Origin of the sequence: Streptomyces decoyicus (assembly GCF_019880305.1) — a bacterium.
Classification (GTDB): Bacteria; Actinomycetota; Actinomycetes; order Streptomycetales; family Streptomycetaceae; genus Streptomyces; species Streptomyces decoyicus.
This window is the reverse complement of the sequence record NZ_CP082301.1, coordinates 3,542,142-3,568,968: the sequence shown is the minus strand read 5'-3', so window position 1 is coordinate 3,568,968 and position 26,827 is coordinate 3,542,142. Positions and strand designations below refer to the sequence as shown.

The following is a 26,827-nucleotide window of genomic DNA, read 5'->3' as shown; positions in this document are numbered from 1 at the left end:
GAGGGCCCTCCTGGGGGCGGAACGCCGTAGCGCCTCCGGGGGACCGTGCCCGAAAGCCGAACGGCCCGCCGGGTATCCGGCGGACCATCACACGGGGTGGGGCTGTTTGCTCAGTGGCGGGTGAAGATCATGAGGCCGCCGTTGTCGGGACGCTCGATGTAGCCCTTGGCCGCCCAGTTGATCCAGCCGCCGTCGCCCTGGTTCGTGAACTCGCCGTCCTCGAACACCCAGATGCCGTAGGTGACACCGTCGTAGGTGGTGGTGGCGAACGTCTTCACGCCGTTGAGGTTCTCCTCATACGGCTGCTGGAGGTTGTGGACCATGACGTTGTACTGACCGCCGGCCGCGTAGTACGCCGACTCCATGAGGCCCTTGACGAAGCCTTCGCGGTTCTGGGCGGTCTTGATCGACGCCTCGATCTTGTTGGCGATGCCGAGAACGTCGACGTTGACGTTCAGGCTCGCGCCGATGGTGCCCGTCGGTCCGCCCTTGGCCGCCGCGGCGGGGGCTGCCGGCGCGGCCGACGCCGTCGCCGGGAACGCCACAGCAGTGCCGCACAGCGCCGCGCACAGTGCGGCTGCGGCAACGCTCTTCTTCACGATGTTCTTGGTGGACATGGTTCTCCTCCATGTGTACGGATGGCAGTCCTCTCTGCTCCCCGAACGGGGTCCCGGGGAGCAGAGAGCCGGCCGGTGCAGCCGCCAGGGGAATTGCCACTGCGACCGGCACAGGAACGATGTTTCGCGGCGTCGCTCATGAACTGCTCACGCTGTGATCACGTACTTCGCAGGTGGCCCGCATATTTCACTGACTTTTCGTCAACTCAGGTGCTGTGTCCACATAGTGAGAGCGGGTGAGCGAAACGGAACCCGACCTTTCCTTCGGTGGTCTTTGCAGGGAAAAGGGCGGTTTGCTGTGCGCACATTCGGCGGCACGAACTTGAGGTCACAATGGTTCAGTTGCGGCTACTAGGGCCGGTTGAAATTGAAGTGAACAATGGGCGACTGCTGAGTCTGGGAGCGGGCCGACTGCGCACCGTGGCCGCGATTCTGATCAGCGAGGTCAATCAGGTGATCCCGGTGAGCAGAATGATCGACCTGGCGTGGGACGCGGATCCGCCGGCCAGAGCGAGAGGCGTGGTCCACAATCACGTCCACCGTTTGCGGCAGTTGCTGGCCGGCCAAGCCGAAATAGTCACCCGCGGCCAGGGGTATGTGCTGATCGCCGATCCGTGGGCGGTGGATGCCAACCGGTTCCAGAACCTGGTGTCCGGCGCCCGCGAGGCCGAGCCGCGGACCGCCGTCGCCAAGCTGCGCCAGGCCCTCGGTCTGTGGCGTGGCGAGGTGCTGGCGGATGTGCCCGGCGACCGGGTGCGGCGGACGCTGGGAGTGGGCCTGACCCAGGCGAGGGTGGCGGCGCTGCAGGAGCTCGGAGAACGGCTGTTGCTGCTCGGCCGGTACGGGGAGCTGATCACGGAGCTGACCGCCTGGCTCGCGGAGCATCCGCTGCACGAGGAGCTGACCGCGCTGCTGATGCGTGCCCTCCAGGCGAGCGGCAGACAGGCCGAGGCCCTCGATCACTTCCACCGGACCAGGCGGCATCTGAAGGACCAGCTGGGCATCGATCCCGGCCCGGCGCTCAGCGAGACGTATCTGGCGGTGCTCGGCGGGACGCCCGCGGTCGCGCCGCACTTCCCCGGCCGTCCGTCGTCCGGGCCCGGCCCCGCCATGCCGTACGCCCCCGACCGCCCGCCGGCGCCGCTGCCTTCCGTCGCCCAACTCCCGCCGTGCATACCGGACTTCTGCGGGCGCACCGGGGAGATCGCCGCGCTGGACCAGAACCTGGACCGGGCGCCGAGGCCGGACTGTGTGGTGCTCGCGGGCGGGGGAGGGGCCGGCAAGACCACGCTGGCGGTGCACTGGGCGCACCGCCTGAAGGCCGAGTTCCCCGACGGGCAGCTCTTCGTCGACCTGCGGGGTTTCGAGCGTCCCCCGATGCGCCCGGGAACCGTGCTGGGGATGTTCCTCCAGGCGCTGGGAGTGCCGGACGCGAAGATCCCCGACGCCGTGACGGAGCGCTCGGCGCTGTACCGCTCACTGCTCGCCGGACGGCGGATGCTCGTGGTGCTGGACAACGCCGGCACCGCCGAACAGGTACGCCCCCTCCTGCCCGCGACACCGGGCGCGCTGGCCGTGGTGACCAGCCGAAGGCGGCTGAGCGGACTGATGATCCGCGACGGGGCGGCGCTGGTCACGGTGGGGCCGTTGCCCGCGGACGAGGCTCTGGAGCTGCTGGGCACCGCGCTGGGGCGGCAGCGCATCGCGGCGGAGGGAGCCGCTGCCCGGGAACTCGTCGAGCGGTGCGACCGGCTGCCGCTGGCGCTGCGGATCGCCGCCGCACGGCTGATGGCACACGCCGGCTGGTCGCTGGCGGACTGGACGAAGAAGCTGGCCGATGAGGGCCACCGGCTGTGTGAGCTGTCCGCTGCCGATCCGGACCTGTCCATGGAAGCCGGCCTCTACCTCAGCTATCGCGCGCTGACGAGCGGTGCCGCGCGGCTGTTCCGCCTCCTCGGGCTCGTCCCCGGCCCGGATGTGGAGGTCCACGCCGCCGCGGCCCTGGCCGGACACGATCTGGAGCGCACCCGCCGTCATCTCGCCGAGCTGTGTGAGGCGCACCTTTTCGAGGAGCAGGCCGAGGGGCACTTCGCGCGGACCGGGCTGGTGCGCATCTACGCCGCCAAGCTCGTCGCGTCCGAGGAGACGCCGGCCGACCGGGAGCTCGCCCGGCAGCGGCTGTTCGCCCACGCCGCACGGTCCCGGCTGTGGCCCGGATGAGCCACCGCCGCCCGGCGGCCCCCCTCACTCCTCCGTCTGCCCCTGCTCCCGCAGCCACTCCGCCAGCTCCGCCCGCACGCGGCGGTCCACGGCCATGGAGAGCTCGGCCTCGACCACGCCCTTGGAGAGCGGGCGGAGCTTTTCGATGGTCTCGGCGATGTGATCGACCTCGTGGGGGCCGGGGGGCTCGCCCGCCGAGGCGCGTGCGAGGACCTCGGAGAGGACGTGGGTGCGGATGAGGGTGGTGAAGATGCCGGCGAGGGCGTCGGCGTGGACGCGTACCTGGCGGCCGGCTTCGAGGACGGCGGCCAACGGGACGCCCTTGCTGACGAGTTCGGTCGAGGCGTCCAGCAGGCGGCGGCTGATGTGGACGAACTCGTCGCCGTCGACGGCGAGATAGCCGATGTCCAGGGACGCGGTGAGGTTCTCGGCGGTGATGTCCTCGCTGAAGTGGTCGGCGAGTTCCTCGGGGGTCAGGCGTACGGGCGTCTCCTCGGACCAGGGCGGGAGGAGGGGGTTCTCCAGGCCGAGGAGTTCGCCCACGTCGCGGCCGGTGTCGAAGGCCGAGAGGAGTTCCCCGATGCCGCCGAGGGTGTGGCCGCGCTCCAGGAGGGCGCCGATGGTGCGCAGTCGGGCGAGATGGTGCTCGTTGTACCAGGCGATCCGGCCCTCGCGGCGCGGCGGCGGGATGAGCTTGCGCTCGCGGTAGAAGCGCAGCGTACGGACCGTGATGCCGGCTTCCCTGGCCAGGTCGGCCATGCGGAATTCGCGCACCGGGGGGTGTGCCGCGGGTTCCGTGCGCGCGTCCTGGGGGTTTTCGTTCGCTGCCACGGACCCAGCCTATGCCGGGGGTACGACGCGCGGTCCGGGGTGCACCCGGCGGTAACTCCTGTCGCCCCACCCCTACCGCTCGGTACGTAGCTGCCCTACTCTCCAACTGTGCCAGTGGTTGCTGGCGCGATGGGGGCGGTCGTGATGGCGGACGTCGCGGCCCCGAAGATGGCAGTGGAGTACGTCGAACTCGGGAGGCGGCTAAATGGCCGAGCGCGAGCGCAGGCATGTGCGGGTTGCGGTGATCGGATCGGGGTTCGGTGGTCTCGGCGCGGCCGTCCGGCTGCGGCGAGAGGGGATCACCGACTTCGTGGTCCTGGAGCGGGCCGGTGCGGTGGGCGGCACCTGGCGCGACAACAGCTATCCGGGATGCGCGTGCGATGTGCCCTCGCACCTGTACTCCTTCTCCTTCGCGCCCAACCCGGAGTGGCCGCGGAACTTCTCCGGGCAGCCGCACATCCGTGCCTACCTGGAGCGGGTCGCCGACACCTTCGGACTGCGTCCGCACCTGCGCCTCGACTCGGAGGTGCGGAGCCTGCGCTGGGACGCGGAGGCGCTGCACTGGGAGGTGGAGACGGCCGTCGGGCCGCTGACCGCGGATGTCGTGGTGTCCGCGACCGGGCCGCTGTCGGATCCCAAGATTCCCGACATACCGGGGCTGGACACCTTCCCCGGCAAGGTCTCGCACTCCGCCCGCTGGGACCACGACTACGACCTGCGCGGCAAGCGCGTCGCCATGATCGGTACGGGCGCCTCGGCGATCCAGATCGTGCCGGCCATCCAGCCGGACGTGGAGCGCCTCACGCTCTTCCAGCGCACCCCGCCCTGGGTGCTGCCGCGCGCCGACCGCAAGATCAGCACGGCCGAGAAGTGGCTGCACACCAAGCTCCCGGCGACCCGGGCCGCGCGCCGCGGGCTGTTGTGGAGCATCCGCGAGCTCCAGGTCAGCGCCTTCACCAAGCGCCCCAATGAACTGGGTCTGCTCGAATTCCTGGCCAGGAACCACATGAAGAAGGCCGTCAAGGACCCGGTGCTGCGGGCCGCGCTCACTCCCGACTACCGCATCGGCTGCAAGCGGATCCTGCTCTCGAACACCTATTACCCGGCCCTGGCGCAGCCCAACGTGGATCTGGTCGCCGCCGGGCTGAAAGAGGTCCGCGGCAGCACGCTCGTGGGGTCCGACGGGAGCGAGGTGGAGGCCGACGCGATCGTCTTCGGCACCGGGTTCCATGTGACGGACATGCCGATCGCCCAGCGCGTCACCGGCGCCCACGGCACGACGCTCGCCGAGGAGTGGAAGGACGGCATGGAGGCGCTGCGCGGCGCCAGCGCGGCCGGCTTCCCCAACTTCCTCACCCTCATCGGGCCCAACACCGGCCTCGGGAACAGCTCGATGATCCTGATGATCGAGGCGCAGCTGAACTACCTGGCCGACTTCATGCGCCAGCTGGACGTCCTCGGCGGGAAGATCGCCCTCGACGCCCGGCCGTCCGCCGTACAGGACTGGAACCGCAGGATCCAGCAGCGGATGACCCGCACGGTGTGGAACACCGGTGGCTGCGACAGCTGGTACCTGGACGCCAACGGCCGCAACACCACCGTCTGGCCCGGCACGACCGGGGAGTTCAAGAAGGTCACCCGGCAGGTCGACCTCGCGGAGTACGAGGTGCTGCGGCCACCGGCCGGCAGGCCCGCGGGCCGGTCCGCCGGCACGCACACGGAGGTGGCCGCATGAGCCGCCGCCCCGGACACGTCACCACCGGCCCGTACGCCCCGCCGGTGCCGCGTACGACGCTGACCGTCACCTCGGCCGACGGCGCCCGGCTGTACGCCGAGGTCCACGGGCCCGAGGACGCCCCGGCCGTCGTCCTGGCACACGGCTGGACCTGCTCGACCGCCTTCTGGGCCCCGGTCGTCCGCGAGCTGGCCGCCGGCCACAAGGTCGTCGTCTACGACCAGCGCGGCCACGGCCGCAGCCCCGCCGCCGGTCCGGCCGGCCACAGCACCCATGCGCTCGCCGACGACCTGGTGGCCGTACTGGAGGCCACCCTGCGGCCGGGCGAACGCGCCGTGGTCGGCGGCCACTCCATGGGCGGTATGACGATCATGGCCGCCGCCGGCCGGCCGCAGCTGCGCGAGCGGGCCGCCGCCGCGCTGCTGTGCAGCACGGGAAGCGCCGAACTGCCCGCAGAATCAAGGGTGTTCCCGCTGCGCAGCCCGCAGGGCCGCCGCCGTGCGCACCGGCTGATGCTGCACTCACGGATGCCGCTCGGCCCCGTGTCGCCAATCGCCAGGAGCGCCCTGAAGTACGCCACCATGGGCCCCGGCGCCACCGCCGAGCAGATCGAGGCCTGCGCGCGCATCGTGCACGCCTGCCCGCCCGGGGTACGGGCCCGCTGGGGCAAGGTGCTGGCCGGACTCGAACTGACCGGCGGCGTCGGCAGGTTGGAGCTGCCGACCGCGGTCATCGCGGGCACCGCCGACCGGCTCACCCCGCTGGTGCACGCCCGCAGGCTCGCCTCCGTCCTCCCCGACTGCCGCGGTCTGACCGAGCTGCCGGGCCTGGGACACATGACGCCGATCGAGGACGCCGTCTCGGTCGCCGGCCGGCTGCGCGCGCTCGTCGACGGCCATCTGCGGACGACGGGAACCCGTATCGAGGCCACGGCGGAAGCGGCCGACGCGACTGCCGAAGTTCCCCGCACCCCGCGGCAGAAGAAGGAGAAGACCGCATGAGCGCGAGCAGGAACCTGGAGGGCCAGGTCGTCGTCGTGACCGGTGCGGCGCGTGGGGTCGGTGCGCTGCTGGCCCGGAAGCTGTCGGCGCGCGGTGCGACGCTCGCGCTGGTGGGCCTGGAGCCGGACGAACTGCGCGGTGTCGCCGCGTCGCTGCACGGCCCGGCGCACCACTGGCATGCCGATGTCACCGACCACGAGGCGATGGCCCGGGTGGCGGGCGAGGTCAAGGACCGCTTCGGGAAGGTCGATGTGGTCGTCGCCAACGCCGGGGTGGCGACCGGCGGCCCGTTCACCGACTCCGACCCGGTCTCCTGGAGGCGGGTCATCGAGGTCAACCTCATCGGCGGCGCGGTCACCGGCCGCGCCTTCCTGCCCGCATTGATGGCCTCCCGCGGCTACTTCCTCCAGATCGCCTCGCTGGCCGCGATCACCCCGGCCCCGATGATGACCGCCTACTGCGCCTCCAAGTCGGGCGTCGAGGCGTTCGCGCACAGCCTGCGTGCCGAGGTCGGCTACAAGGGCGTACGGGTCGGCGTCGGCTATCTGAGCTGGACCGACACCGACATGGTGCGCGGCGCGGACCAGGACGACATCATGCGCGAGCTGCGCTCCCGGCTGCCCTGGCCGTCGAACAAGACCTATCCGCTGGGCCCCGCCGTCGACCGGATCGTCGCGGGCATCGAGCGCCGTTCCGCGCATGTCTACGGGCAGTGGTGGCTGCGCGGGATGCAGTCGCTCCGCGGGTATCTGCCCGCCCTCATCGGGTCGGTGGGCCGGCGGGAGATGCGGCGGTTCGGGGACCGGCTGGACGGGATGCGGGTCGGGCTGGTGGGTGCGGGCGGTGAGGCGGACGAGAAGGCGCGGGCGGACCGGTGAACGGGCGGCGGGCGGCCTGAAGAGCCTCTGAGCTGGGCCTGAGCGGCTCGTGAGCGGCTTTGCGCATCACGGAGCGTAGTCAACCGTGATCGAAATGCGAGCAATGTCCGGGCGTGTCACGCTGAACGGGGCCCAACCCCCCTACACCCCACTAGGAGTGAACAGCATGGGCATCAAGGACCAGTTCCAGGACAAGGCCAACGAGCTCAAGAACCAGGCGCACAAGGCCGCGGGCGACGCCCGCGAGCAGGGTCACGAGCGCGGCGGTCAGCGTCAGGACCAGGAGCGCGGCGGTCAGCGCCCGGACCAGGACCGCGACCGTCGCCAGGGTGGCCAGGAGCGTGGCCAGCAGCCGCGTGAGCGTGGCCAGCAGGGCAACCGCCCCGCCCAGGACGCGATGGACGCCGCCGAGGGCCGCTTCCAGAGCTGACGTGGCTCGTCCTGAACAACACGCGCGACGGCGTACGCGTCATGCGTGAAGGGGCGCACCCGGTCGACCGGGTGCGCCCCACCAGTTTTGCCGTGCTTCCCGGCCGCCGTGCCTACGAGGCCGGCCGGCGCCGCACGTTCAGCCGGTGACCTTGAGCTTCGTCGGCCGGCCGTACTGCTCGGCCTTGGCGAAGAGGTTCTTGATGTGGGCCGGGTGGGGGGTGTTGGCGGGGCCAGTCCAGCTGCGGCGGGTGCCCCGGCCGGGAAGAATACGACCCCCATGTAATGACCACGTGACAGCGACGCGCTCCGCCGCCCCGGACCGGGATCCGGGTGTCCGGGCAGGTCGGAGGGGGTGCCGGTCTGATCAGGGCAGGCTACGGCGAGGCCCTCCGCGAGAGGGGGAGGGGCTGCGGAGAGGGTGTTGTGACCGCGCCTGGCTGACCTTCCGCCAGATGACGCAGCGACCCGTGAGGTGTGCGCAGTTGACCGGTTTCAGGCCGTCCCGTCGTGACCCGACCGGGCCAGTGGTCCCGCCGTGACTCGCCCCGGCCCGTCCCGCCGTGACTCGCCCCGGCCCGTCCCGCCGTGACTCGCCCCGGCCCGTCCCGCCGTGACGTGCCCCGGCCGGTGGATCCCGCCTCAACCAGACCGGTCCGGTGGCCGGTTCAGGCCCCGGGCGCCTCCGCCGTGCCGTCGCTCCGCGGTGGCAGCGCGGGCCGCCGCCGGTCCGGCGCGTCCGACAGGTCCGGAGGCGTCGCCGCCGGATGCCGCTCCAGCAGCTCCAGCACCGTCCGCACCGCGACGCCCAGTTGGGGGTGCCGGCCCTCGGCCCAGTGCAGCGGGGAGCGCAGCGCCTCGATGTCGACCTCGACGCCGTGGTTCTCCACGCCCCAGCCGTAGAGCCGGAACCATGCGGCGTTCATCGGGACGGTGATCGCGGTGCCGTCGGCGAGCCGGTGCCGGCCGGTCATCCCGACCACCCCGCCCCAGGTGCGCATGCCGACCACCGGGCCCAGGCCCAGCAGTTTGAAGGCCGCGGTGATCATGTCGCCGTCGGACGAGGTCATCTCGTCGGCGACCGCCACGACCGGGCCGCGCGGCGCGTTGCTGGTGTACGAGACGGGCTCGGCGTCGCGGGTCAGGTCCCAGCCCATGATGGTGCGGGTCAGCTTCTCGATCACCAGCTCGGAGATATTGCCGCCCGCGTTGCCCCGTACGTCCACGATCAGCGCGGGCCGGGAGACCTCCATCCGCAGATCGCGGTTGAACTGCGCCCAGCCGGAGCCGCCCATGTCGGGGATGTGCAGATAGCCGCACCGGCCGCCGCTCAACTTCCGGACCACCGCGCGTCGTTTGGCCACCCAGTCCTGGTAGCGCAGCGGCCGCTCGTCGACCAGCGGGACCACCGCGACCCGGCGGGGCGGGCCGTCGCCCTCCGGCGGGGAGAAGGTGAGCTCCACGGTCGTGCCGCCGGCCGCGGCGAGCAGCGGATACGGCCCGGCCACCGGGTCCACCGGGCGGCCGTCGACATGGGTGAGCGCCGCCCCCTCGCGGATGCCCGTACCGGCCAGCGGGGAGCGGGCCTTGGAGTCCGAGGACTCGCCGGGCAGGATCCGGGTGACCACCCAACGGCCGTCCCGGCAGACGAGGTTGGCGCCGAGCAGTCCCATGGCGCGCTGGTAGTGCGGCGGTCCCTCGTTGCGCCGGGCGCCGACGACATAGGCGTGCGAGGTCCCCAGTTCGCCCATCACCTCGCGCAGCAGATCGGCGAACTCGTCCGGGGAGGCGACCCGGTCCAGCAACGGCCGGTACTGCGCCAGTACCGCGTCCCAGTCGATGCCGCACATCTGCGGCTCCCAGAAGTACGCCCGGGTGATCCGGCCCGCCTCCTCGAACGCCTGGTGCCACTCCGCCACCGGATCGACATCGTGCAGGATGCGCCGCAGGTCCAGGAAGACCGTGGAGTCGCTGTCCGGCTGTTCGGTCGCCGGTACCGCACGCAGCTCGCCCTCGTCGTTGACGACCAGCCGGGAGCCGTCGCCGCTGAGCGCGAACTCGTCGAGGGAGCTGGTGAGTTCGGTGCGCCGCGCCTTGGTCAGGTCGAAGTGTTCGAGGGTGGGCCGGCCCGAGGTGTCGGCCGGGTTGGCGAAGGTCTCGCCCAGCGCGCCGGAGATCGGCCAGCGCAGCCAGACCAGCCCGCCGCCGCTGACCGGCTCCAGGGAGGAGTACTTGGACGCCGCCACGGGGAACGGGGTGACGCGGTTCTCCAGCCCCTCCACCTCCACCAGCACGGGCCCCTCGCCCGACGGCGGCGGAATCTCGTCCGGGTCCAGACCGCCCGCCGCGGGCCGTCCCTCCGGGGAGAGCGCGAAGGGGGAGGGGGTCGCCGACGACAGCGGTACGAGATAGGGGCGGCAGCCCAGCGGGAACGACAGATCGCCGGTGTGCACGTCGTAGACCGGGTCGAAGCCGCGCCAGGACAGGAACGCCAGATAGCGGCCGTCGCGGGTGAAGACCGGCTGCTCGTCCTCGAAGCGGCCGTTGGTGACGTCCAGGATGTGCCGGTCGGCCAGCCGGGCCATCTTGATCTGCCGCAGCGTCCGGCCGATGCCCGGGTGCGACCAGGTCAGCCAGCGGGAGTCGGGGGAGAACGCCAGGTCGCGGACCGGTCCGTTGGTGGAGCGGATCAGCTCGGTGACCTCGCCGGGGGCCGTCTCCTCCTCGCTCGTGCCCTCCTCCGGCCGGGCCACGTCCACCAGCAGCAGCCGGCCGTCGTTGGAGGCCACCGCCAGCCGTTCGCCGTCCGGTGCGGAGGTCATCTCGTGGACCCGGCCCAGCTCACCGGCGGCCAGCCGGCGCGGTTCGCCCGGCGCGCTCGCCCGCGGCAGGTCGGTGATCTCGATGGCGTCCTCGCCCTCGGCATCCGTGACATAGGCGATCCGGCCGGTGGAGCCGAGCATTGCGGGGAGCCGGACGCGTACGCCCGGGGTGTCGTGGATCGTGCGGGCGGGGCCGTCGCGATGGGTGAGCCAGTACAGGCTGCCGCGTACGCCGACCGCGCTGGCCCGGCCGGTGGTGTCCACCGCGAGCGAGGTGACATGCGAGGCCGCCGGGACCTGGTAGGTCCGCCGGCCGGCCCGCGGGCCGCCCAGGCGCACGGTCAGCTTGCGCGGTACGGCGTCCGGGCTCAGATCGTCGATCAGCCAGAGCTCGCCGGCGCACTGGTAGACGATGCGCGAGCCGTCGCTGGAGGCGTGCCGGGCGTAGAAGTCGGCGTGGTCGGTGTGCCGGCGCAGATCGGTGCTGTCGGGCAGACAGGAGTAGACGTTGCCGATGCCCTCGTGGTCGGAGAGGAAGGCGACCCGGCCGCCGACGAACATCACCGAGTCGAGGTGCCCGCGCAGGTCCGGCAGCAGCCGGGTGCCGTGCAGCCACATGCGGCCCATCGCGCCGCCCCGGTAGCGCTTCCAGGAGGCGGGCTCGTGCGGCGGCTTTCCGCTCAGCAGCAGGGTGCGGCGCTCCCCTTCGAAGTCCGCGACCGCGATGTCGGAGACCGGCCCCCAGGGCAGCTTGCCGCCGGGGCTGCCGTCGGTGGGCACGCTGTAGGCCCACGAGTAGTACGAGAACGGCTGGCCGTGCGAGGAGACCGCGAGGACATGGGCCTGGCCCTCGTGGTCGGGGGGTGACCACCCGCAGACCCGGGCATCGGTGCTGCCCCAGTAGGTCAGCCGGCGGGCCGGGCCGCCGTCTACCGCCGCGAGGTGGACCTCCGGGTCGAGGCTGCGCCAGGTGGTGAAGGCGATGTGCGCTCCGTCGGGGGAGAAGCGGGGGTGGCCGACGCGGGTGCGGTCCACGGTCAGCCGCCAGGCACGGCCCGGCTCCTGGCCCTCCGGGGCGATCGGGGCGATCCACAGGTCGTCCTCGGCGGCGAAGCAGAGCAGGTCGTCGTGCAGATGCGGATAGCGCAGATACGAGCCGTCGGACGGTCCCGGCGGGCCCGGCGCGGCCGCCATCCGGCGCAGTCGCCCGCGAGGCTTGGCGGGGTACGGCTCCGGGCGCGGCCCGACGTCCTCGGGTGCATCGCTCACGTACCCATCGTTTCGGGACGGGGGCGCGGCGGCAACTCGGTCACCGGCTTCCGGCACGGGGCGCGGGTGGTCACCGCCGCCGCGGTCATCATGATCAGCGTCTTCGCCGGCTTCATCGGCTCCTCGGACTCGATGATCAAGATGATCGGCTTCGGCCTCGCCATCGCCGTCTTCTTCGACGCCTTCCTCGTCCGCATGGCCGTCGTCCCCGCGGTCCTGGCGCTGCTGGGCCGCTCCGCCTGGTGGCTCCCGCGGTGGCTCCGGAAGCTGCTGCCGAACGTGGATGTCGAGGGCGAGGGCCTGCGTACGCAGCTCGCCGGCACCGGCACCGCCGACGGACCGGACGCGCGCGCCGCACGCGAACCGGCGCGCGTCTGACGGGTTGCCACCATGCGTGCGCTGACGCAGATGTGACGTCGCGCCAGAGAGCCCGGCGACGGCCTCCCGTGGGGACGGGGCCGTCGCCGGGCCGGGTGCGGGTGAGGGGGCCGGGCCCCGGGTGCACCGCGCGGCCGGGTGCGCCGCACTCCTCGCGCTCGTACGTTTGTTCCCTTGGGTGAATGGGTGCAGGTGGGACCCGCCTGCATGGCCGCCGTGGCCGTTTCGCATCATGGGCGCTCTTGCAACTTATTTGCAGGAGGCACCACCATTGGTGGGTTGCAGAGCCTGAAGCGGAGAAGCCTGAGATGCACGTACCCGATGGATTCATCAATGCGCCGGTGTCGGTCGCGACCGGTGCGGTCGCCGCCGTCGCGGTGGCGGTCAGCCTGCGCGGCGCCCGGCGCGAGCTGGAGGGTGCGGGAGCGGGCGGTGTCGCGGGGGCGGAGCGCACCGCGCCGCTCGCCGGACTGGTCGCCGCCTTCATCTTCGCCGTGCAGATGCTGAACTTCCCGGTCGCGGCGGGCACCAGCGGGCATCTGCTGGGCGGTGCGCTGGCGGCGATACTCGTCGGCCCGTACACCGGTGTGCTGTGCGTCTCGGTCGTGCTGCTCATGCAGGGCGTGCTGTTCGCCGACGGCGGGCTGACCGCGCTGGGCGTGAACATCACCGATATGGCGATCGTGACGACCGTCGTCGCCTACGCCCTGTTCCGGGGGCTGGTGAAGGTGCTGCCGCGGCGGCGCCGCTCGATCACCGTGGCCTCGTTCGTCGCCGCGCTGGTCTCGGTGCCGGCGGCCGCGGTGGCCTTCACCGGCCTCTATGCGCTCGGCGGGACCGCGGACGTGCCGATCGGCAAGGTCTTCACCGCCATGGTGGGCGTGCATGTGCTGATCGGGATCGGCGAGGCGACGATCACCGCCCTGACGGTCGGCGCCGTGATCGCCGTACGCCCCGACCTGGTCCACGGCGCACGCGGCCTGACCAAGCCGCTGGAGCTGCGCACCTCGCCGCTCGCCACCCCGGCCGGCGAGCCCGTACCGGCCGCCGCTCCCGCTCCCGCGTCCGCAGCCCCCGCCGCCCCGCGCCGTTCCGCCCGTCGCGTCTGGCTGGCCGGGGCCGCCGCCGCCCTGGTGTGTGCGGGCGGCGTCAGCTACTACGCCTCCGCCAGCCCCGACGGCCTGGAGAAGGTCGCCCACGATCACGGCATCGACGCGAAGGCCGAGGACCACGCCGCCAAGGACTCCCCGCTCGCCGACTACAGCGTCAAGGACATCACCAACCCGCGGCTGGCCGGCGGCCTCGCCGGCGTCATCGGGGTCGGCGCGACGCTGGCCGTCGGAACGGGCGTGTTCGTCGTCCTGCGCCGCCGCAGGAACACCGGTGCCGACGGCCAGCCGGCTACGGGCGCCGAGCGTCCCTCGGAGAACGTCTGAGATGGGGGCCGGCCATGCGCACAAGCTGTACCGGCACGGGCATTCGCCGGTCCACGCCCTGCCGGCGCACTGCAAGATCGCCGCGGTGTTCTGCTTCGTCCTGATCGTCGTCTCCACCCCGCGGGAGGCGCTCTGGGCGTTCGGGCTCTATGCGCTGCTGATCGCGGCCGCCGCCGGGGCCGCTCGGATCCCGGCCGGCTTCCTGCTCAAGCGGCTGCTGATCGAGGTGCCGTTCGTCGCCTTCGCGCTGCTCATGCCGTTCGTCGCCGAGGGCCCGCGGGTCGCGGTCCTCGGGACGAGCCTGAGCCAGTCCGGGCTGTGGGGCGCCTGGAACATCCTGGCCAAGGGGACGCTGGGCGTCGCCGCGTCCGTGCTGCTCGCCTCCACCACCGAACTGCGCGAACTCCTGCTGGGCCTCCAGCGGCTGAGGATGCCGCCGCTGCTCGTCCAGATCGCGTCCTTCATGATCCGCTACGGCGATGTGATCACCGACGAGATGCGCCGGATGCGGATCGCCCGGCTCTCCCGAGGCTTCGAAGCGCGCGGCGTCCGTCACTGGGGTGTGCTCGCCAAGTCCGCCGGCGCCCTGTTCATCCGCTCCTACGAGCGCGGTGAGCGCGTCCACCTGGCCATGGTCAGCCGCGGCTACACCGGCACCATGCCCCAGACGACCGAGACCACCGCCACCCGCACACAATGGACCCGCGCGGCCGCCCTCCCCCTCGCCGCGCTCGCCGTCTGCCTCCTGGGATGGACCCTTTGAGCACCACCGCCCCCGCCCCCTCCCTCGCCGTCTCCCGGCTCGCCTACGCCTACCCCGACGGCCACCAGGCGCTCTTCGGCGTCGACCTCACCGTCGGCCGCGGTGAGCGGGTCGCCCTGCTCGGGCCCAACGGGGCCGGCAAGACCACCCTCGTCCTGCACCTCAACGGCATCCTCGAAGCGGGCGCAGGACGCGTCGAGGTCGCCGGGCTCCCGGTCGCCAAGGCGCACCTCGCGGAGATCCGCCGCCGTGTCGGCATCGTCTTCCAGGACCCCGACGACCAGCTGTTCATGCCCACCGTCCGCGAAGACGTCGCCTTCGGTCCGGCCTCCTCCGGGCTGCGCGGCGCCGCACTGGAGGAGAGGGTCACCGAGGCGCTCACCCAGGTCGGCATGGAGGACTTCGCCGACCGGCCGCCGCACCATCTCTCCTTCGGCCAGCGCCGCCGGGTCGCCGTCGCGACCGTGCTGGCGATGCGGCCGGAGATCCTGGTCCTCGACGAGCCGTCCTCCAATCTCGACCCGGCCTCCCGCCGTGAACTCGCCGACATCCTCCGGTCGTTGGACGTCACGGTCCTGATGGTCACGCACGATCTGCCGTACGCGCTGGAGCTGTGCCCGCGCTCCGTCGTGCTCTCCGGAGGCGTGATCGTGGCCGACGGGACCACCCAGGAGTTGCTGTGCGACGAGGAACTGATGCGCACCCACCGGCTGGAGCTGCCCTTCGGGTTCGATCCGCGGTCGGTCGACGTTCCGCAATGACCCGCCGCTGAGCCGTTCCCGGTGAGACGCTCCCGGTGAGAAGCGCCCGTGACGCTCCCGTGTGACGAACGCCACGGGCCGCGGTCCTGGTCATCAGCACTGATCCGCGCGTTGCACCATGGATGGGTCACGAATGCGACGGATGAGTGGGAAGCAGGAATCAGTGGTGGACGTCCAGGGCACGGTCGAGGACGGCTTCGAGCCGGTCCGGGACGCCTTCATGGCCAACTTCGCGCGGCGCGGTGAGCGGGGCGCGGCGGTCACCGTCTACCGGCACGGACACAAGGTCGTGGACCTGTGGGGCGGCACGAAGGACGGTGACACGGACCCGGACGCGGCGGACACCGCGCCCTGGGAGGCCGGTACGGCCCAGGTGATCCGGTCCGCGACCAAGGGCATCGCCGCCCTCGTCCCGCTGCTGCTGCACCAGCGCGGACAGCTCGACCTCGATGCGCCGGTCGGCACGTACTGGCCCGAGTTCAAGGCCGCCGGCAAGGAACGCGTACTCGTCCGCCATCTGCTCTCGCACCGCGCCGGGCTGCCCGTCCTGGACACCCCGCTCACCCCGGAACAGGCCATCGACGGCGTCAGCGGCCCCGCCGCCCTCGCCGCCCAGGCACCCGCCTGGGAACCCGGCACCGACCACGGCTACCACGCGCAGACCTACAGCTGGCTGATCGGCGAGCTGGTGCTGCGGGTCACCGGCCGCACCCTCGGCAGCTGGATCGCCGAGGAGATATCCGGGCCGCTCGGCCTCGATCTGTGGATCGGCCTGCCCGAGGCGGAGCAGTCCCGCGTCGGCCGGCTGGCTTCCGTCGGGACCCCGGCCCCGCCCGCCGCGACCGGGCTGCGCGTCCGCCCCAAGCAGTCGGTCGCCGACGCGTACGCCGATCCGGACTCGCTCACCAGCCGTGCCTTCGCCGCGATCACTCCGGCGCCCGACGAGAACGCCCCCGCGTACCGGGCCGCCGAGCTGCCCGCCTCGGCCGGTATCGCCACCGCCCGTTCCCTGGCCCGCTGTTACGCCGCGCTCATCGGGGCCGTCGACGACCACCCGCGGCTCTTCGCGCCCGCGACGCTCACCCTCGCCCGGACCGAGGAGTCCGCGGGGCTCGACCGCACCCTCCTGGTGCAGACGCGGTTCGGCCTGGGCTTCATGCTCCACGGACCGGCCTCGCCGCTCCTGGCGCCCGGTTCCTTCGGCCACCCCGGCCGCGGGGGCGCGCTGGCCTGCGCCGATCCGGAGACCGGGCTGGCGTTCGGCTATGTCACCAATGGCATGCAGCGGAATGTGACGGCGGATCCTCGGGCGCAGGCGCTGTTGCGGGCGGTTTCCCACGTTGCCGGGGGAGCCCGCCGTACCTCGTCTGTTGTTCTCGACCCGTGTTCCTGACCCGCCTCCGGCGGGGGAGGCGGTGGGGCGGCGTCCCTGCTGGTGGCGGGTGCCGCCGGGCCCCTGTTACGGGGCACCGCCGGTCCTGGTGGTGAACGCCAAGCACGACCTGGCGGCCCCGCCGGCGGGTGCGCGGCGCAGGGCGCAGGAATTCCCGGAGGGACGGCTCGCCGTCGTCGACAGGGTGGGCCACCGGCTCTACCGCAAGGACCCGTCGGGGCGCCTCCCGGTACAGGCGATCGACACCTGTCTCCTTACGCTGAAGACCCCGCCCCCGGGCACGGCCTACCCCTCGAACCGAGAGGCCGACGGGCGGTATCTGCCGGCGGCCGGGTGTGATGTTCCCGCACCCGGCCACACGGGAAGCGGGACCAGGACTGTCCGTTGCGCGACGAGGGAGCCCGATGAAGATAGTGATACCCGGCGGAACCGGTCAGGTGGGCAACATCCTGAACCGTGCGCTGAGCGCCGCGGGCCATGAGGTCGTGGTGCTGACCAGACGTCCGGTGCGGGAGGGGGAAGTGCACTGGGACGGTGCGACGCTCGGCCCCTGGGCGGCGGCGGTCGACGGCAGCGACGTCGTGATCAACCTGGCCGGACGCAGCGTCAGTTGCCGCTACACCCCGGCCAACCTCCAGGAGATGATGAGCTCGCGGGTGGACTCCGCCCGGGTCGTGGGCGAAGCGATCGCCGCGGCCGCCCGCCCGCCCCGCGTATGGCTTCAGATGAGCACCGCCACCCTCTACGCCCACCGCTTCGACGCCCCGCACGACGAGGCGACCGGTGTCGTCGGCGGCTCGGAGCCCGGCGTCCCGGGCTACTGGGCGTACAGCGTCGAGATCGCCGAGGCCTGGGAGCGGGCACAGGAGCAGGCCAGGACACCGGACACCCGCAAGGTCGCCCTGCGCTCCGCCATGGTGATGAGCCCGGATCGCGGCGGGGTGTTCGACGTCCTGCTGCGGCTGGCGCGGCTGGGGCTCGGCGGCCCGGTGGCGGGCGGCGCACAGTATGTGTCCTGGATACATGACCGCGACTTCGTCCGCGCGGTCGAGTTCCTGACCGACCGCGGCGACCTCACCGGGCCGGTGAATCTCTCCGCCCCCGCTCCGCTGCCGCAGCGCGGGTTCATGCGTGCGCTGCGGGCCGCCTGGGGTGTCCCGGTGGGGCTGCCGGCCACCAAGTGGATGGCCGAGCTGGGCGCATTCGCGCTGCGTTCCGACACCGAACTCCTGCTCAAGAGCCGACGGGTGGTACCCGGCCGGCTGCTCGAAGCGGGGTTCGCCTTCGAGTACGACGCGTGGCCGGAGGCCGCGAACGACCTGGTACGGCGCGTCCGCGGCGCACGAGCCGCCGGCTGAGCCGTCCCTCAGCCGGTGTGCAGCATCAGGCCGATGCCCACGACCATCAGGCCCGCCGCGGCGATACGGGGGGCGCCGAAGCGTTCCTTGAAGAAGAGGGCGCCGATGGCGGCGCCGACGATGATGGACGACTCGCGCAGTGCGGCGATGGGGGCGAGCGGGGCGCGGGTCTGGGCCCACAGGACCAGGCCGTAGGCGAAGACGGAGAGCACCCCGCCGGCCAGCCCGCGCAGCGCGAAGGGGCGGAGTTCGGTGAGGAGCCGGCGGCGGCGGACGGCGAGCGCGTAGGCGGGGATCACGATGCCTTCGAGGATCATCAGCCAGGCGATATAGCCGAGGGAGCTGCCGGAGGCGCGTACACCCAGGCCGTCGACGGTCGTGTAGGAGGCGATGGCGAGGCCGGTGGCGAGGGCGGCGATGATGGCCGGCCAGTGCGGCTTGGTGCCGGAACCGCGGATGCCCCAGAGGGCGACGCCCACCAGCCCGGCGGAGGTCAGGGCGACACCGGCCAGGGCCCAGGCGTCGGGGACCTCGTGGACGAAGACGGCGGCCAGGACCGTGACGACCAGGGGCGCGGTGCCGCGGGCGATGGGGTACATCTGCCCGAAGTCGCCCAGGCGGAACGACTGCATCAGCAGGGCCTGGTAGACGATGTGCAGCACGGCGGAGGCCAGGAGGTAGGGCCAGGCGCCGGCGGCGGGCAGCGGGGTGAAGAAGGCCGCGACGAGGCCGCAGAGCGCACCGCCGCCGCCGACCAGGGTGAAGGCCAGGAGCTGGTCGCGTATGCCGTGGGCGATGGCGTTCCAGCTGGCGTGGGTGAGGGCGGCTGTCAGGACGGCCGCGACGACGAGCGGGGTCACGCGGTGCGCTCGCGCACGTCCACGATCCGGCCCTGGGCGTACGCGATCAGGGACGCGGGGTCGAGCGGGAAGACGGCGTGCGGGGTGCCGGCGGCGGCCCAGACCGTGTCGTGCGCGAGCAGTCCGCGGTCGGCCAGCACGAGGGTGCGGGTGCGGTGGCCGAAGGGCGGTACGCCGCCGATGGCGTATCCGGTGGTCTCGCGGACGAGGGCGGCGTCGGCGCGGCCGACCTCGGTGGCGCCGAGTTCCGTGCGTACGCGTTCCACGTCGACGCGCGAGGCGCCGTCCATGAGCACCAGCACCGGCTGCCCGTCCACCGCGAAGATCAGCGACTTGACGATCTGGGCGAGGTCGCAGCCGACGGCCGCGGCGGCCTCGGCGGCGGTTCGGGTGGCCTCGGGGAAGCGGCGGACCTCGACGGTCAGGCCCAGTTCCGTGAGCGCTTCGGCGAAGCGGGGGTGAGCCGGGGAGGGGGTGGTTTCCTGGGCGGTGTCGGACCGGGAATCGCTCATGGCCCGCACGCTAGCGAAAGCTGTACGGGCCATGCGAACGGAATCCGGTCGATGAGACGAGAGGCACCCCGAGGGGCGCCCGGCCTCGTCAGCCGGCGGTGAGGATGGCGCGGACCACCGGGCCCGCGTTGGAGCCGCCGTGGCCGCTCGCCGGGACGACGGCCGCCGCGGCGACGTCGTCGCGGTAGGCGGAGAACCAGGCGTTGGGCTTCTTCTGGTTGTCGACCTCGGCAGAGCCGGTCTTGGCGCCGATGTCACCGCTGACCCCGGCCATCGCCTCGGCGGCCGTACCGGAGGTGGCCGTCAGCTTCATCAGCGACTTCAGACCGCTGAGGGTGGACGGCTTCATCGTGCGGGACGCCTTGGCGAGCGTCCGGTTGTCCAGCGAGGGCGAGACGATGTACGGCTGGTGGAACGAGCCGGCGCGGACGGTCGCGGAGAGCGAGGCGACATTGAGGGGGTTCATCCGCACCCCGCCCTGGCCGATCAGCGAGGCCGCCATCTGGGCGTCGCTCTGCACCGGCACCGCGCCGTCGAAGGTGGGGATGCCGGTCTGCCAGTTCAGGCCGATGCCGAAGACGTCCCGGGCCTCCTTGGTCAGATCGTCGTCGCTGAGGTGCTTGGCCTGCGAGATGAAGGCGTTGTTGCAGGACGCCGCGAAGCTCTGCGCGAAGGTGCCGTGCGGGATCTCGGACTTGTCGAGGTTCTGGAACTTCCAGCCGCCGACCGTCACGTACTTGGGGCACGGGTGCGCCTTGCCCGGCGAGGTCATGCCCTTGTCCATCAGCATCGCCGCGGTCACGATCTTCATCGTCGAGCCGGGGGCGAGCGACCCCTGCGTCGCCATGTTGAAGCCCTTTTCCGGGGAGTTGGCGAGCGCCAGGATCTCACCGGTGCTGGGCTTGACCGCGGCCGCGGAGGCGGACTTCTTGCCCTTGACCGCGCGCTCGGCCGCCGCCTGGAGCTTGGCGTCCAGGGTGGTCTTGAGGGTGCCCGGCGTCCCCTTGGAGAGCACCTTCAGCGTCTTGTCGGGCAACTGGTCGGCCGGCTTGGCGCTCTTGGCGCGGTGGATGAACAGCTCCACGCCGGGCTTGCCGTCGGTCTTGTCGCCGTACTTGTCCCGCAGGCTGTCCAGCACCCCGGCCAGCGCCGGATGCGCCTCGGGGGTCAGCGCGGCGCCGTTGCGGTCCACTGCCTTGATCGGCGGCGCCTCGGCCTCGCCCGTACGCAGCTGATCGCCCTTGGCCAGGCCCGGGTGCAGCATCGCCGGCTGCCAGGCGATCTGCGGCTTCCCGGTGGTCTTGTCGCGCTGCACGGTCGCGGAGGTGCGGTACGAGTACGCCGCCTTGGTGCCCTTGTAGTCGATCTGCGCGGCGACGGTGTACGGCACCTTGCCGCCGGTCGGCGCGCCCGGCTTCAGCGCCACCTTCGAGAACCGTGCCTGCTTGCCGAGGGACTGCAGCGCGGCCTTGCACTTCTCCGGGTCGTTCGTGAGTCCGGCCGCCTTGGCCGCGTCGCCGGACTGCCAGGCGGTCAGGAACTCCTGTGACGTCGTCTGGACTTCCTTGGCCGACACCGGGCCGGTCGGCACCTCGGGCGAGCCGTCGCCCGCCTTGCCGTCCGCCGATCTGACCTCCTGCGGGGACTCGTCCGAGCCGCCGAACAGCGTGAAGCCGCCCACGACTCCCGCCACCAGGGCCACCGATCCGCCGATCAGCCCGTACTTCACCTCACGGCGCATGCCACGATTCCCTCCCAGAGCCTCGTCCTTGAATACGCACACAAGAACGTGCACCGCACTCTAAGGGACACGGGGAGGCCGTGAGTCTCGATCAGGGCACGGTCCGGTGACGCGCTGTTGTACAGCTGTTACAGACTTGTCGAACTGCCTCCGGACCGCCCCTGATCGCCGTACCGGGCCCCGTCGCTCACACCCAGGTGTCGAACCACATCCGGTGGTGCCAGGCCGACTTCGGGATCGGCATTCCCGTATAGAGCGGATGGAAGTAGATGAAATTCCACACGATCAGGAGCACCAGGACACCGGCCCCGACCGCGCCGATCGTGCGGCGGCGCTCGGCCGAGCCCGGCGGGCCGATGATCGCGCCGATCATCATCGCCAGCGCCAGACACAGGAACGGGACGAACACCACCGCGTAGAAGAGGAAGATGGTCCGCTCCTGGTAGAGGAACCACGGCAGATAGCCCGCCGCGACCCCGCAGACGATCGCCCCGGCCCGCCAGTCCCGCTTGAACAGCCAGCGGTAGAGGACATAGAGGAGCGCGAAGCAGGCCGCCCACCACAGCAGCGGGGTGCCCAGCGCCAGCACCTCACGGGCGCAGCCCTCGGCCGCCGTGCAGCCGTCCTGGCCGGCCTTGGGGTCCTCGTAGAAGTACGAGACCGGGCGGCCCAGGACGAGCCAGCTCCAGGGGTTGGACTGATAGGTGTGCGGGGTGGTCAGTCCGGTGTGGAAGGAGTAGACCTCGGTCTGGTAGTGCCACAGGCTGCGCAGCCAGTCCGGCAGCCAGGTCCAGCCGCCCGTCCGGCCGTCCGGTGTGGTCGCCCAGTCGCGGTAGTAGCCGCCCTTGGTGGCGATCCAGCCCGACCACGACGCGAGATACGTGGCGAGGGCGACGACGACCGTGGCCCCGAAAGCGGGCAGGACATCGCGGCGCAGGGCCGAGCGGAACGGGCGCCGGGCGCCTGCCGTACGGCGTGCCGCGACATCCCACAGCACCGCCATCAGGGCGAAGGCCGCGAGGTAGTAGAGGCCGTTCCACTTCGTCGCGGCGGACAGGCCCAGGCAGAGCCCGGCCACGATCCGCCACGGCCGCCACCCCAGCCGCAGCCGGTCACCGACCTTCTCGTCCGGGCGGGCCACACCGTCCGGGCCGAGCGGCAGCGCCGCCGCCAGCCGGGCTCTGGTGCGGTCCCGGTCCACCAGCAGCGCACCGAACGCGGCCACCACCCAGAACATCACGATCAGATCGAGCAGCGCGGTCCGGCTCATCACGAAGTGCAGACCGTCCACCGCCAGCAGGGTGCCCGCCAGGCAGCCCAGCGCCGTCGACCGCATCATCCGGCGGCCGATACGACAGACCAGCAGCACCGAGAGGGTGCCGAGCAGCGCCACCATGAAACGCCAGCCGAAGGGGTTCATCCCGAACGCCCACTCGCCGAGCGCGACCAGCCACTTGCCCATCGGCGGGTGGACGACATACGAGTGCTCGGGCGAGAGCAGCAGCTGCGGCGGATGCCCGACCAGCGCGTCATTGGCGTTCTTGGCCCAGGTGCCCTCGTAGCCGTACTGGAGCAGCGACCAGGCGTCCTTGGGGTAGTACGTCTCGTCGAATATCACCTTCCGCGGGCTGCCCAGGTTCCAGAACCGCAGCACCCCCGCGAACAGCGTCACCAGCAGCGGACCGGCCCAGCCCGACCGGCGTGCCAGCCGGGCCGCGGCGTCCGGGCCCGCGCCGAACACCGCCCACAGGCGTCCGCTCGGCTCGGGGAAGGCGGGCACCAGCCGCGCGCGGACATCGCCCTGCGAGCGGACGGGATATCCGAAGCGGCGCAGTCGCCGCTGCCACACGGGGGGCTGGTCGGCCAGCTCCGGGGCAGGCCGCGCGGCGGCGTCGGTCGCGGTGGTGTCACTCGTCACCGGGCCATCGTAGGGAAGCCGCCTGTGGACCGGTGGGGAGCGCCACCAGGCGATACCGACGGATCGGCGTGCGGCGGTGTCCTGGGAGGATGGGGAGGTGACTGGATTGCTGGTACTTGCAGGGACGCCCATCGGTGAGATCGCGGACGCGCCGCCGCGGCTCGCCACCGAGCTGGCCGCCGCCGATGTGATCGCCGCCGAGGACACCCGGCGGCTGCGCCGGCTGACCCAGGCGCTGGAGGTGCAGCCGTCCGGCCGGGTCGTGTCGTACTTCGAGGGCAACGAGGCGGCCAGGACGCCCGAGCTGGCCGACGCGCTGGCCGGCGGGGCGCGGGTGCTGCTGGTCACGGACGCGGGGATGCCCTCCGTCTCCGACCCCGGCTACCGGCTGGTCGCCGCGGCGGTCGAACGCGGCATCAAGGTCACCGCCGTACCGGGCCCCAGCGCGGTGCTCACCGCGCTGGCCGTCTCCGGTCTGCCCGTGGACCGCTTCTGCTTCGAGGGTTTCCCGCCCCGCAAGGGCGGCGAGCGGCGCTCGCGGCTGCGCGAGGTCGCCGACGAGCGGCGCACCCTCGTCTACTTCGAGGCACCGCACCGCCTGGACGACACCCTCGCCGCGATGGCCGAGATCTTCGGTGCCGACCGGCGCGCCGCGGTCTGCCGCGAGCTGACCAAGACGTACGAGGAGGTCAAGCGCGGGCCGCTGGGCGAACTCGTGCCCTGGGCGGCCGAGGGGGTGCGCGGCGAGATCACCATCGTGGTCGAGGGGGCCCCGGAGAGCGGGCCGCAGGATCTGGACGCCGACGAGCTGGTGCGCCGGGTGCAGGTCCGCGAGGAGGCCGGGGAGCGCCGCAAGGAAGCCATTGCCGCGGTCGCCGCGGACGCCGGACTGCCCAAGCGGGAGGTCTTCGACGCGGTGGTCGCGGCGAAGAACGCCGCCAAGGGCTCCGCGAAGAGCGCCCCGAAGGACCCGGCGCGGGATTGATGCGCCGCCCCGGGCGAAAAGCGACTCATCAGAAGGTAAATGGCTGACCGGCAAGGTAAAGCGCAGGTCGGCGCATGGGGTGATTTTCCTACCGCTGGCCAAATCTGCGCCAATACCCTCGCTGAACTGCTGCGTCGTCGCCGCTGAAGGCGTCCACTGGACGAGGGACGAACGGTTCCCGGAGACCTTGTCCAGCGGACAAGAGGAGCGCGCACATGAGCGAGATCGCCAAGACCACTGGAGCCACCACCAGCGGAGACCACCCCGTCCCCCGGCCCGACGCCGCCGCACACGAGGCCTACGCCTTCGCCTGCATGAGGTGCGGCCACGGCTGGGAGCAGGCGTACGAGATAGTCCACGAGGTCGACGGCAAGGGCCAGATGCACGTCGTCTACTACGCGGGCGCCGAGCGGGTCCCGTCCCCGCTGACCTGCCCCACCTGCCTGAACTGCGGCAGCAACGTCGTACGCATCATGCGCTCCGGCCAGGTCTCGATGGTCTCCGACGCGATCGCGAGCATGCACCAGCGCCGGCCCGGCAGCGGGAAGAAGAGTGAACCGGTCCTCGGGGCGGACCGCGCGGGCAGCACCCCCGAGGAGGACCCCGGGCGCCACCACTGGCACCTCTCCGACCTGCTGCACCCCTTCCAGCACCACCGCAAGTGAGGTCCGCGCCGGGTTCCTCGTAGGATCGCGGCCATGGCACCGCAGGACAAGAACACCCCGCCGCCGCTGCCCGAACCGCTTCGGGTGGCGGTCGCGGATTCGCACACCCATCTGGACATGCAGGAGGGCACGGTCGAGGAGGCGCTCGCCAAGGCCGCCTCCGTCGGCGTGACCACCGTCGTCCAGGTGGGCTGCGACCTGGCCGGTTCGCGGTGGGCCGCGGAGACCGCGGCCGCCCACGAGAGCGTGCACGCCACCGTCGCGCTGCACCCCAACGAAGCGCCCCGGGTGGTACTCGGCGATCCGGACGGCTGGTCACGGCAGGGGGCGCGGGAGCCCGGCGGTGACAGTTCCCTGGATGCCGCGCTCGCCGTGATCGACGAGCTGGCCGCGCTGCCGCAGGTCCGCGGCGTCGGCGAGACCGGTCTGGACTACTTCCGTACCGGGCCCGAGGGCATGGCCGCCCAGGAGCGCTCGTTCCGTGCGCATATCGAGATCGCCAAGCGGCACGGCAAGGCCCTGGTCATCCACGACCGCGAGGCGCACGACGACGTCCTGCGGATCCTGCGCGAGGAGGGCGCCCCCGAACGGGTCGTCTTCCACTGCTACTCCGGCGACGCCGCGATGGCCAAGATCTGCGCCGACGCCGGCTACTTCATGTCCTTCGCCGGCAACGTCACGTTCAAGAACGCCCAGCCGCTGCGCGACGCCCTCGCCGTCGCCCCGCCCGAGCTGGTCCTCGTCGAGACCGACGCCCCTTTCCTGACTCCCGCCCCTTACCGCGGACGGGCCAACGCCCCGTACCTCATTCCGGTCACGCTGCGGGCGATGGCGGAGGTCAAGGCCGTGACCGAGGACGCACTGGCCACCGCCATCGCCGCGAACACGGCGCGGGTCTTCGGTTACTGAGCGCGCCGAAGCCGCCCCGACCAGCCGCTGACGGGCCTCCGGCGCCGCCCGCAAAGCCCGTCAACACCCACGATCCGACCACTGTCCGTAGCGAACCGACTTTGGAGAGTCACCCTCACTCCGCTACATTCCGGCCGTCAACCGCATCCCGTGGCATGTGGAGCGCGCCGTGAGTCATTCGCAGAGCAGCCACCGCGCCGCGCGCGGCCGTCGTAGACGCCGCGCCGAACGGCCCGAAGCGCTGCGCCGGCTGCTGCCCCGGGCCATGGTCGTCGCGTTCCTCGCCGGCGGCACCACCGCCTTCATCGCGCACGACAAGGCGGTCCGGCTCACCGTCGACGGCACCCCGCGCACCCTGCACACCTTCGCCGACGACGTCGAGGACCTGCTGGCCGACGAGCATCTCGACATCGGCGCACACGACCTCGTCGCGCCCGCCCCCGGCACCGGACTGAGCACCGGCGACGAGGTCGTCGTCCGGCACGGCCGCCCGGTCGTGCTGACCATCGACGGACAGCGCCGCCAGGTGTGGACCACCGCGGACACCGTCGCCGGGGCACTCCACCAGCTCGGCGTGCGCGCCGAGGGCGCCGTTCTGTCGGCCTCCCGCTCCCGGCGGATCGAGCAGCACGGCATGGAACTGGCGGTACGCACCGAACGCTCGGTGGTCATCGTCGCCGACGGCCGCCAGTACCGGGTGCGCACCAACGCGGCCACCGTCCGCGAGGCGCTGGCCGAGGCCGGCCTCGCGCTGCGCGACCAGGACACCACTTCGGTGGCGCCGGACAGCTTCCCGCGCGAGGGCCAGACCATCTCCGTGATGCGCATCACCGGCTCCAAGGAGGTCCGCGAGGAGCGCCTCCCCTTCCGCACGATCCTGCGGGCCGATCCGCATCTGGCTCGCGGCGTCCAGTCGGTCGTCCAGCAGGGGCGACCCGGTGTGCGGCGGGTCACCTATCGGGTGCGCACCGTCAACGGCGTCCGGCAGAAGCCGAAGCGGCTGCACAGCAAGGTCGTGCACGCGCCCCGTCCGCAGATCGTGCACCTCGGCACCATGGTGCTGCCCACCTCCGTGCGCGGCGCCGACCATCTCGCCTGGCATGCGCTGGCGCAGTGCGAGACGGGCGGGCGGCCGCACGCCGTCGATGCGTCGGGCACCTACGGCGGGCTCTACCAGTTCGACGCCGCCACCTGGCGGGCCCTCGGCGGCCGCGGCCGCCCCCAGGACGCCTCCCCCCGGGAACAGACCTTCCGGGCCAAGAAGCTCTACATCAGACGGGGGGCGAGCCCGTGGCCGGTCTGCGGCCGTAAGCTTCACGGGTGAACGAGCGCAGCGAGGCTTTGGC

22 protein-coding genes and 1 pseudogene are annotated in these 26,827 nt (G+C 72.2%); 16 read left to right on the top strand and 7 right to left on the bottom strand.

The window, feature by feature from the left end; translation table 11 throughout:
* Positions 1 to 110: 110 nt before the first annotated feature.
* On the bottom strand, positions 111 to 617 hold the full coding sequence (locus tag K7C20_RS15510) for a stress protein (protein WP_048829563.1): 507 nt from the start codon (positions 615 to 617) through the stop codon (positions 111 to 113).
* Between the two features lie 372 nt (positions 618 to 989).
* Between K7C20_RS15510 and K7C20_RS15505 the strand changes: the two genes are divergently transcribed.
* Entirely contained in the window at positions 990 to 2,837 is a 1,848-nt protein-coding gene (locus K7C20_RS15505) for an AfsR/SARP family transcriptional regulator (RefSeq protein WP_245171232.1), read from the top strand.
* Between the two features lie 24 nt (positions 2,838 to 2,861).
* Here the strand turns inward: K7C20_RS15505 and K7C20_RS15500 are convergent, their stop codons facing one another.
* Positions 2,862 to 3,668 carry a MerR family transcriptional regulator gene (locus K7C20_RS15500; RefSeq protein ID WP_409351308.1) on the bottom strand — a complete coding sequence of 269 codons (807 nt, stop codon included), beginning with the start codon at positions 3,666 to 3,668 and terminating at the stop codon, positions 2,862 to 2,864.
* A 205-nt stretch (positions 3,669 to 3,873) separates the two neighbouring features.
* On the opposite strand from K7C20_RS15500, the gene K7C20_RS15495 reads away from it, so the two are divergent.
* The 4 genes from K7C20_RS15495 (at position 3,874) to K7C20_RS15480 (ending at position 7,712) form a co-directional block, all read left to right on the top strand.
* Positions 3,874 to 5,403, top strand: coding sequence for a flavin-containing monooxygenase (locus K7C20_RS15495; RefSeq protein ID WP_030082634.1), 1,530 nt, complete (start codon positions 3,874 to 3,876; stop codon positions 5,401 to 5,403).
* Positions 5,400 to 6,404, top strand: coding sequence for an alpha/beta fold hydrolase (locus K7C20_RS15490; protein WP_053209351.1), 1,005 nt, complete (start codon positions 5,400 to 5,402; stop codon positions 6,402 to 6,404). Before K7C20_RS15495 ends, K7C20_RS15490 begins: the two co-directional genes overlap by 4 nt.
* Positions 6,401 to 7,282 (top strand): SDR family oxidoreductase, encoded by an 882-nt coding sequence (locus K7C20_RS15485; protein ID WP_030082633.1) that lies wholly within the window; start codon positions 6,401 to 6,403, stop codon positions 7,280 to 7,282. The genes K7C20_RS15490 and K7C20_RS15485 overlap by 4 nt, the downstream gene beginning before the upstream one ends.
* Before the next feature lie 166 nt (positions 7,283 to 7,448).
* Positions 7,449 to 7,712 carry a hypothetical protein gene (locus K7C20_RS15480; RefSeq protein ID WP_030082632.1) on the top strand — a complete coding sequence of 88 codons (264 nt, stop codon included), beginning with the start codon at positions 7,449 to 7,451 and terminating at the stop codon, positions 7,710 to 7,712.
* A 667-nt stretch (positions 7,713 to 8,379) separates the two neighbouring features.
* Here the strand turns inward: K7C20_RS15480 and K7C20_RS15475 are convergent.
* Entirely contained in the window at positions 8,380 to 11,727 is a 3,348-nt protein-coding gene (locus K7C20_RS15475) for a S41 family peptidase (protein WP_053209365.1), read from the bottom strand.
* An 84-nt stretch (positions 11,728 to 11,811) separates the two neighbouring features.
* Here K7C20_RS15475 and K7C20_RS15470 point away from each other — a divergent pair.
* From K7C20_RS15470 to K7C20_RS15440, 7 genes and pseudogenes are all read left to right on the top strand, one after another.
* Positions 11,812 to 12,180: pseudogene (locus K7C20_RS15470) on the top strand (MMPL family transporter); the annotation flags it as partial.
* A gap of 308 nt (positions 12,181 to 12,488) precedes the next feature.
* Entirely contained in the window at positions 12,489 to 13,616 is a 1,128-nt protein-coding gene (locus tag K7C20_RS15465; protein WP_053209352.1) for an energy-coupling factor ABC transporter permease, read from the top strand.
* A gap of 1 nt (position 13,617) precedes the next feature.
* Entirely contained in the window at positions 13,618 to 14,379 is a 762-nt protein-coding gene (cbiQ, locus tag K7C20_RS15460) for a cobalt ECF transporter T component CbiQ (protein ID WP_030082620.1), read from the top strand.
* Positions 14,367 to 15,140 carry an energy-coupling factor ABC transporter ATP-binding protein gene (locus K7C20_RS15455; RefSeq protein ID WP_030082617.1) on the top strand — a complete coding sequence of 258 codons (774 nt, stop codon included), beginning with the start codon at positions 14,367 to 14,369 and terminating at the stop codon, positions 15,138 to 15,140. Before cbiQ ends, K7C20_RS15455 begins: the two co-directional genes overlap by 13 nt.
* Before the next feature lie 142 nt (positions 15,141 to 15,282).
* Positions 15,283 to 16,533: a serine hydrolase domain-containing protein gene (locus K7C20_RS15450; RefSeq protein ID WP_209443940.1), complete on the top strand. Its 1,251-nt coding sequence runs from the start codon at positions 15,283 to 15,285 to the stop codon at positions 16,531 to 16,533.
* A gap of 22 nt (positions 16,534 to 16,555) precedes the next feature.
* Positions 16,556 to 17,014 carry an alpha/beta hydrolase gene (locus tag K7C20_RS15445; RefSeq protein ID WP_343236131.1) on the top strand — a complete coding sequence of 153 codons (459 nt, stop codon included), beginning with the start codon at positions 16,556 to 16,558 and terminating at the stop codon, positions 17,012 to 17,014.
* On the top strand, positions 16,938 to 17,891 hold the full coding sequence (locus tag K7C20_RS15440; RefSeq protein ID WP_030082614.1) for a TIGR01777 family oxidoreductase: 954 nt from the start codon (positions 16,938 to 16,940) through the stop codon (positions 17,889 to 17,891). Before K7C20_RS15445 ends, K7C20_RS15440 begins: the two co-directional genes overlap by 77 nt.
* Positions 17,892 to 17,899: 8 nt before the next feature.
* On the opposite strand, the gene K7C20_RS15435 is transcribed toward K7C20_RS15440, so the two are convergent.
* The 4 genes from K7C20_RS15435 to K7C20_RS15420 form a co-directional block, all read right to left on the bottom strand.
* Positions 17,900 to 18,751, bottom strand: a complete 852-nt coding sequence (locus tag K7C20_RS15435; RefSeq protein WP_030082613.1) for a DMT family transporter — start codon at positions 18,749 to 18,751, stop codon at positions 17,900 to 17,902.
* A complete protein-coding gene (locus K7C20_RS15430) occupies positions 18,748 to 19,263 on the bottom strand; it encodes a YbaK/EbsC family protein (RefSeq protein ID WP_030082612.1) in 516 nt (171 codons plus the stop codon). The genes K7C20_RS15435 and K7C20_RS15430 overlap by 4 nt, the downstream gene beginning before the upstream one ends.
* A gap of 88 nt (positions 19,264 to 19,351) precedes the next feature.
* The gene (locus K7C20_RS15425) at positions 19,352 to 21,004 is read right to left on the bottom strand and encodes a penicillin-binding transpeptidase domain-containing protein (RefSeq protein ID WP_030082610.1); all 1,653 of its coding nucleotides are present in this window, start codon (positions 21,002 to 21,004) and stop codon (positions 19,352 to 19,354) included.
* Positions 21,005 to 21,191: 187 nt separating this feature from the next.
* Positions 21,192 to 22,922 carry a dolichyl-phosphate-mannose--protein mannosyltransferase gene (locus K7C20_RS15420; protein ID WP_030082608.1) on the bottom strand — a complete coding sequence of 577 codons (1,731 nt, stop codon included), beginning with the start codon at positions 22,920 to 22,922 and terminating at the stop codon, positions 21,192 to 21,194.
* Positions 22,923 to 23,019: 97 nt separating this feature from the next.
* Between K7C20_RS15420 and rsmI the strand changes: the two genes are divergently transcribed.
* The 4 genes from rsmI (at position 23,020) to K7C20_RS15400 (ending at position 26,805) form a co-directional block, all read left to right on the top strand.
* Entirely contained in the window at positions 23,020 to 23,907 is an 888-nt protein-coding gene (gene rsmI, locus K7C20_RS15415; RefSeq protein WP_053209354.1) for a 16S rRNA (cytidine(1402)-2'-O)-methyltransferase, read from the top strand.
* A gap of 215 nt (positions 23,908 to 24,122) precedes the next feature.
* On the top strand, positions 24,123 to 24,572 hold the full coding sequence (locus tag K7C20_RS15410; RefSeq protein WP_030082602.1) for a hypothetical protein: 450 nt from the start codon (positions 24,123 to 24,125) through the stop codon (positions 24,570 to 24,572).
* A 33-nt stretch (positions 24,573 to 24,605) separates the two neighbouring features.
* Complete coding sequence (locus K7C20_RS15405; protein WP_030082600.1) at positions 24,606 to 25,481, top strand: TatD family hydrolase; 876 nt, start codon at positions 24,606 to 24,608, stop codon at positions 25,479 to 25,481.
* A gap of 169 nt (positions 25,482 to 25,650) precedes the next feature.
* On the top strand, positions 25,651 to 26,805 hold the full coding sequence (locus tag K7C20_RS15400) for a resuscitation-promoting factor (protein ID WP_030082598.1): 1,155 nt from the start codon (positions 25,651 to 25,653) through the stop codon (positions 26,803 to 26,805).
* The last annotated feature ends 22 nt before the right edge of the window (positions 26,806 to 26,827 follow it).

Coding starts and splice junctions, on each gene's coding strand:
- K7C20_RS15480 (WP_030082632.1), top strand. CDS start 7,449: ATGGGCATCAAGGACCAGTTCCAGGACAAGGCCAACGAGCTCAAGAAC.
- K7C20_RS15490 (WP_053209351.1), top strand. CDS start 5,400: ATGAGCCGCCGCCCCGGACACGTCACCACCGGCCCGTACGCCCCGCCG.
- K7C20_RS15405 (WP_030082600.1), top strand. CDS start 24,606: ATGGCACCGCAGGACAAGAACACCCCGCCGCCGCTGCCCGAACCGCTT.
- K7C20_RS15425 (WP_030082610.1), bottom strand. CDS start 21,004: ATGCGCCGTGAGGTGAAGTACGGGCTGATCGGCGGATCGGTGGCCCTG.
- K7C20_RS15430 (WP_030082612.1), bottom strand. CDS start 19,263: ATGAGCGATTCCCGGTCCGACACCGCCCAGGAAACCACCCCCTCCCCG.
- K7C20_RS15450 (WP_209443940.1), top strand. CDS start 15,283: ATGAGTGGGAAGCAGGAATCAGTGGTGGACGTCCAGGGCACGGTCGAG.
- K7C20_RS15475 (WP_053209365.1), bottom strand. CDS start 11,727: ATGGCGGCCGCGCCGGGCCCGCCGGGACCGTCCGACGGCTCGTATCTG.
- K7C20_RS15455 (WP_030082617.1), top strand. CDS start 14,367: ATGGACCCTTTGAGCACCACCGCCCCCGCCCCCTCCCTCGCCGTCTCC.
- K7C20_RS15510 (WP_048829563.1), bottom strand. CDS start 617: ATGTCCACCAAGAACATCGTGAAGAAGAGCGTTGCCGCAGCCGCACTG.
- cbiQ (WP_030082620.1), top strand. CDS start 13,618: ATGGGGGCCGGCCATGCGCACAAGCTGTACCGGCACGGGCATTCGCCG.
- K7C20_RS15485 (WP_030082633.1), top strand. CDS start 6,401: ATGAGCGCGAGCAGGAACCTGGAGGGCCAGGTCGTCGTCGTGACCGGT.
- K7C20_RS15465 (WP_053209352.1), top strand. CDS start 12,489: ATGCACGTACCCGATGGATTCATCAATGCGCCGGTGTCGGTCGCGACC.
- K7C20_RS15495 (WP_030082634.1), top strand. CDS start 3,874: ATGGCCGAGCGCGAGCGCAGGCATGTGCGGGTTGCGGTGATCGGATCG.
- K7C20_RS15410 (WP_030082602.1), top strand. CDS start 24,123: ATGAGCGAGATCGCCAAGACCACTGGAGCCACCACCAGCGGAGACCAC.
- K7C20_RS15440 (WP_030082614.1), top strand. CDS start 16,938: ATGAAGATAGTGATACCCGGCGGAACCGGTCAGGTGGGCAACATCCTG.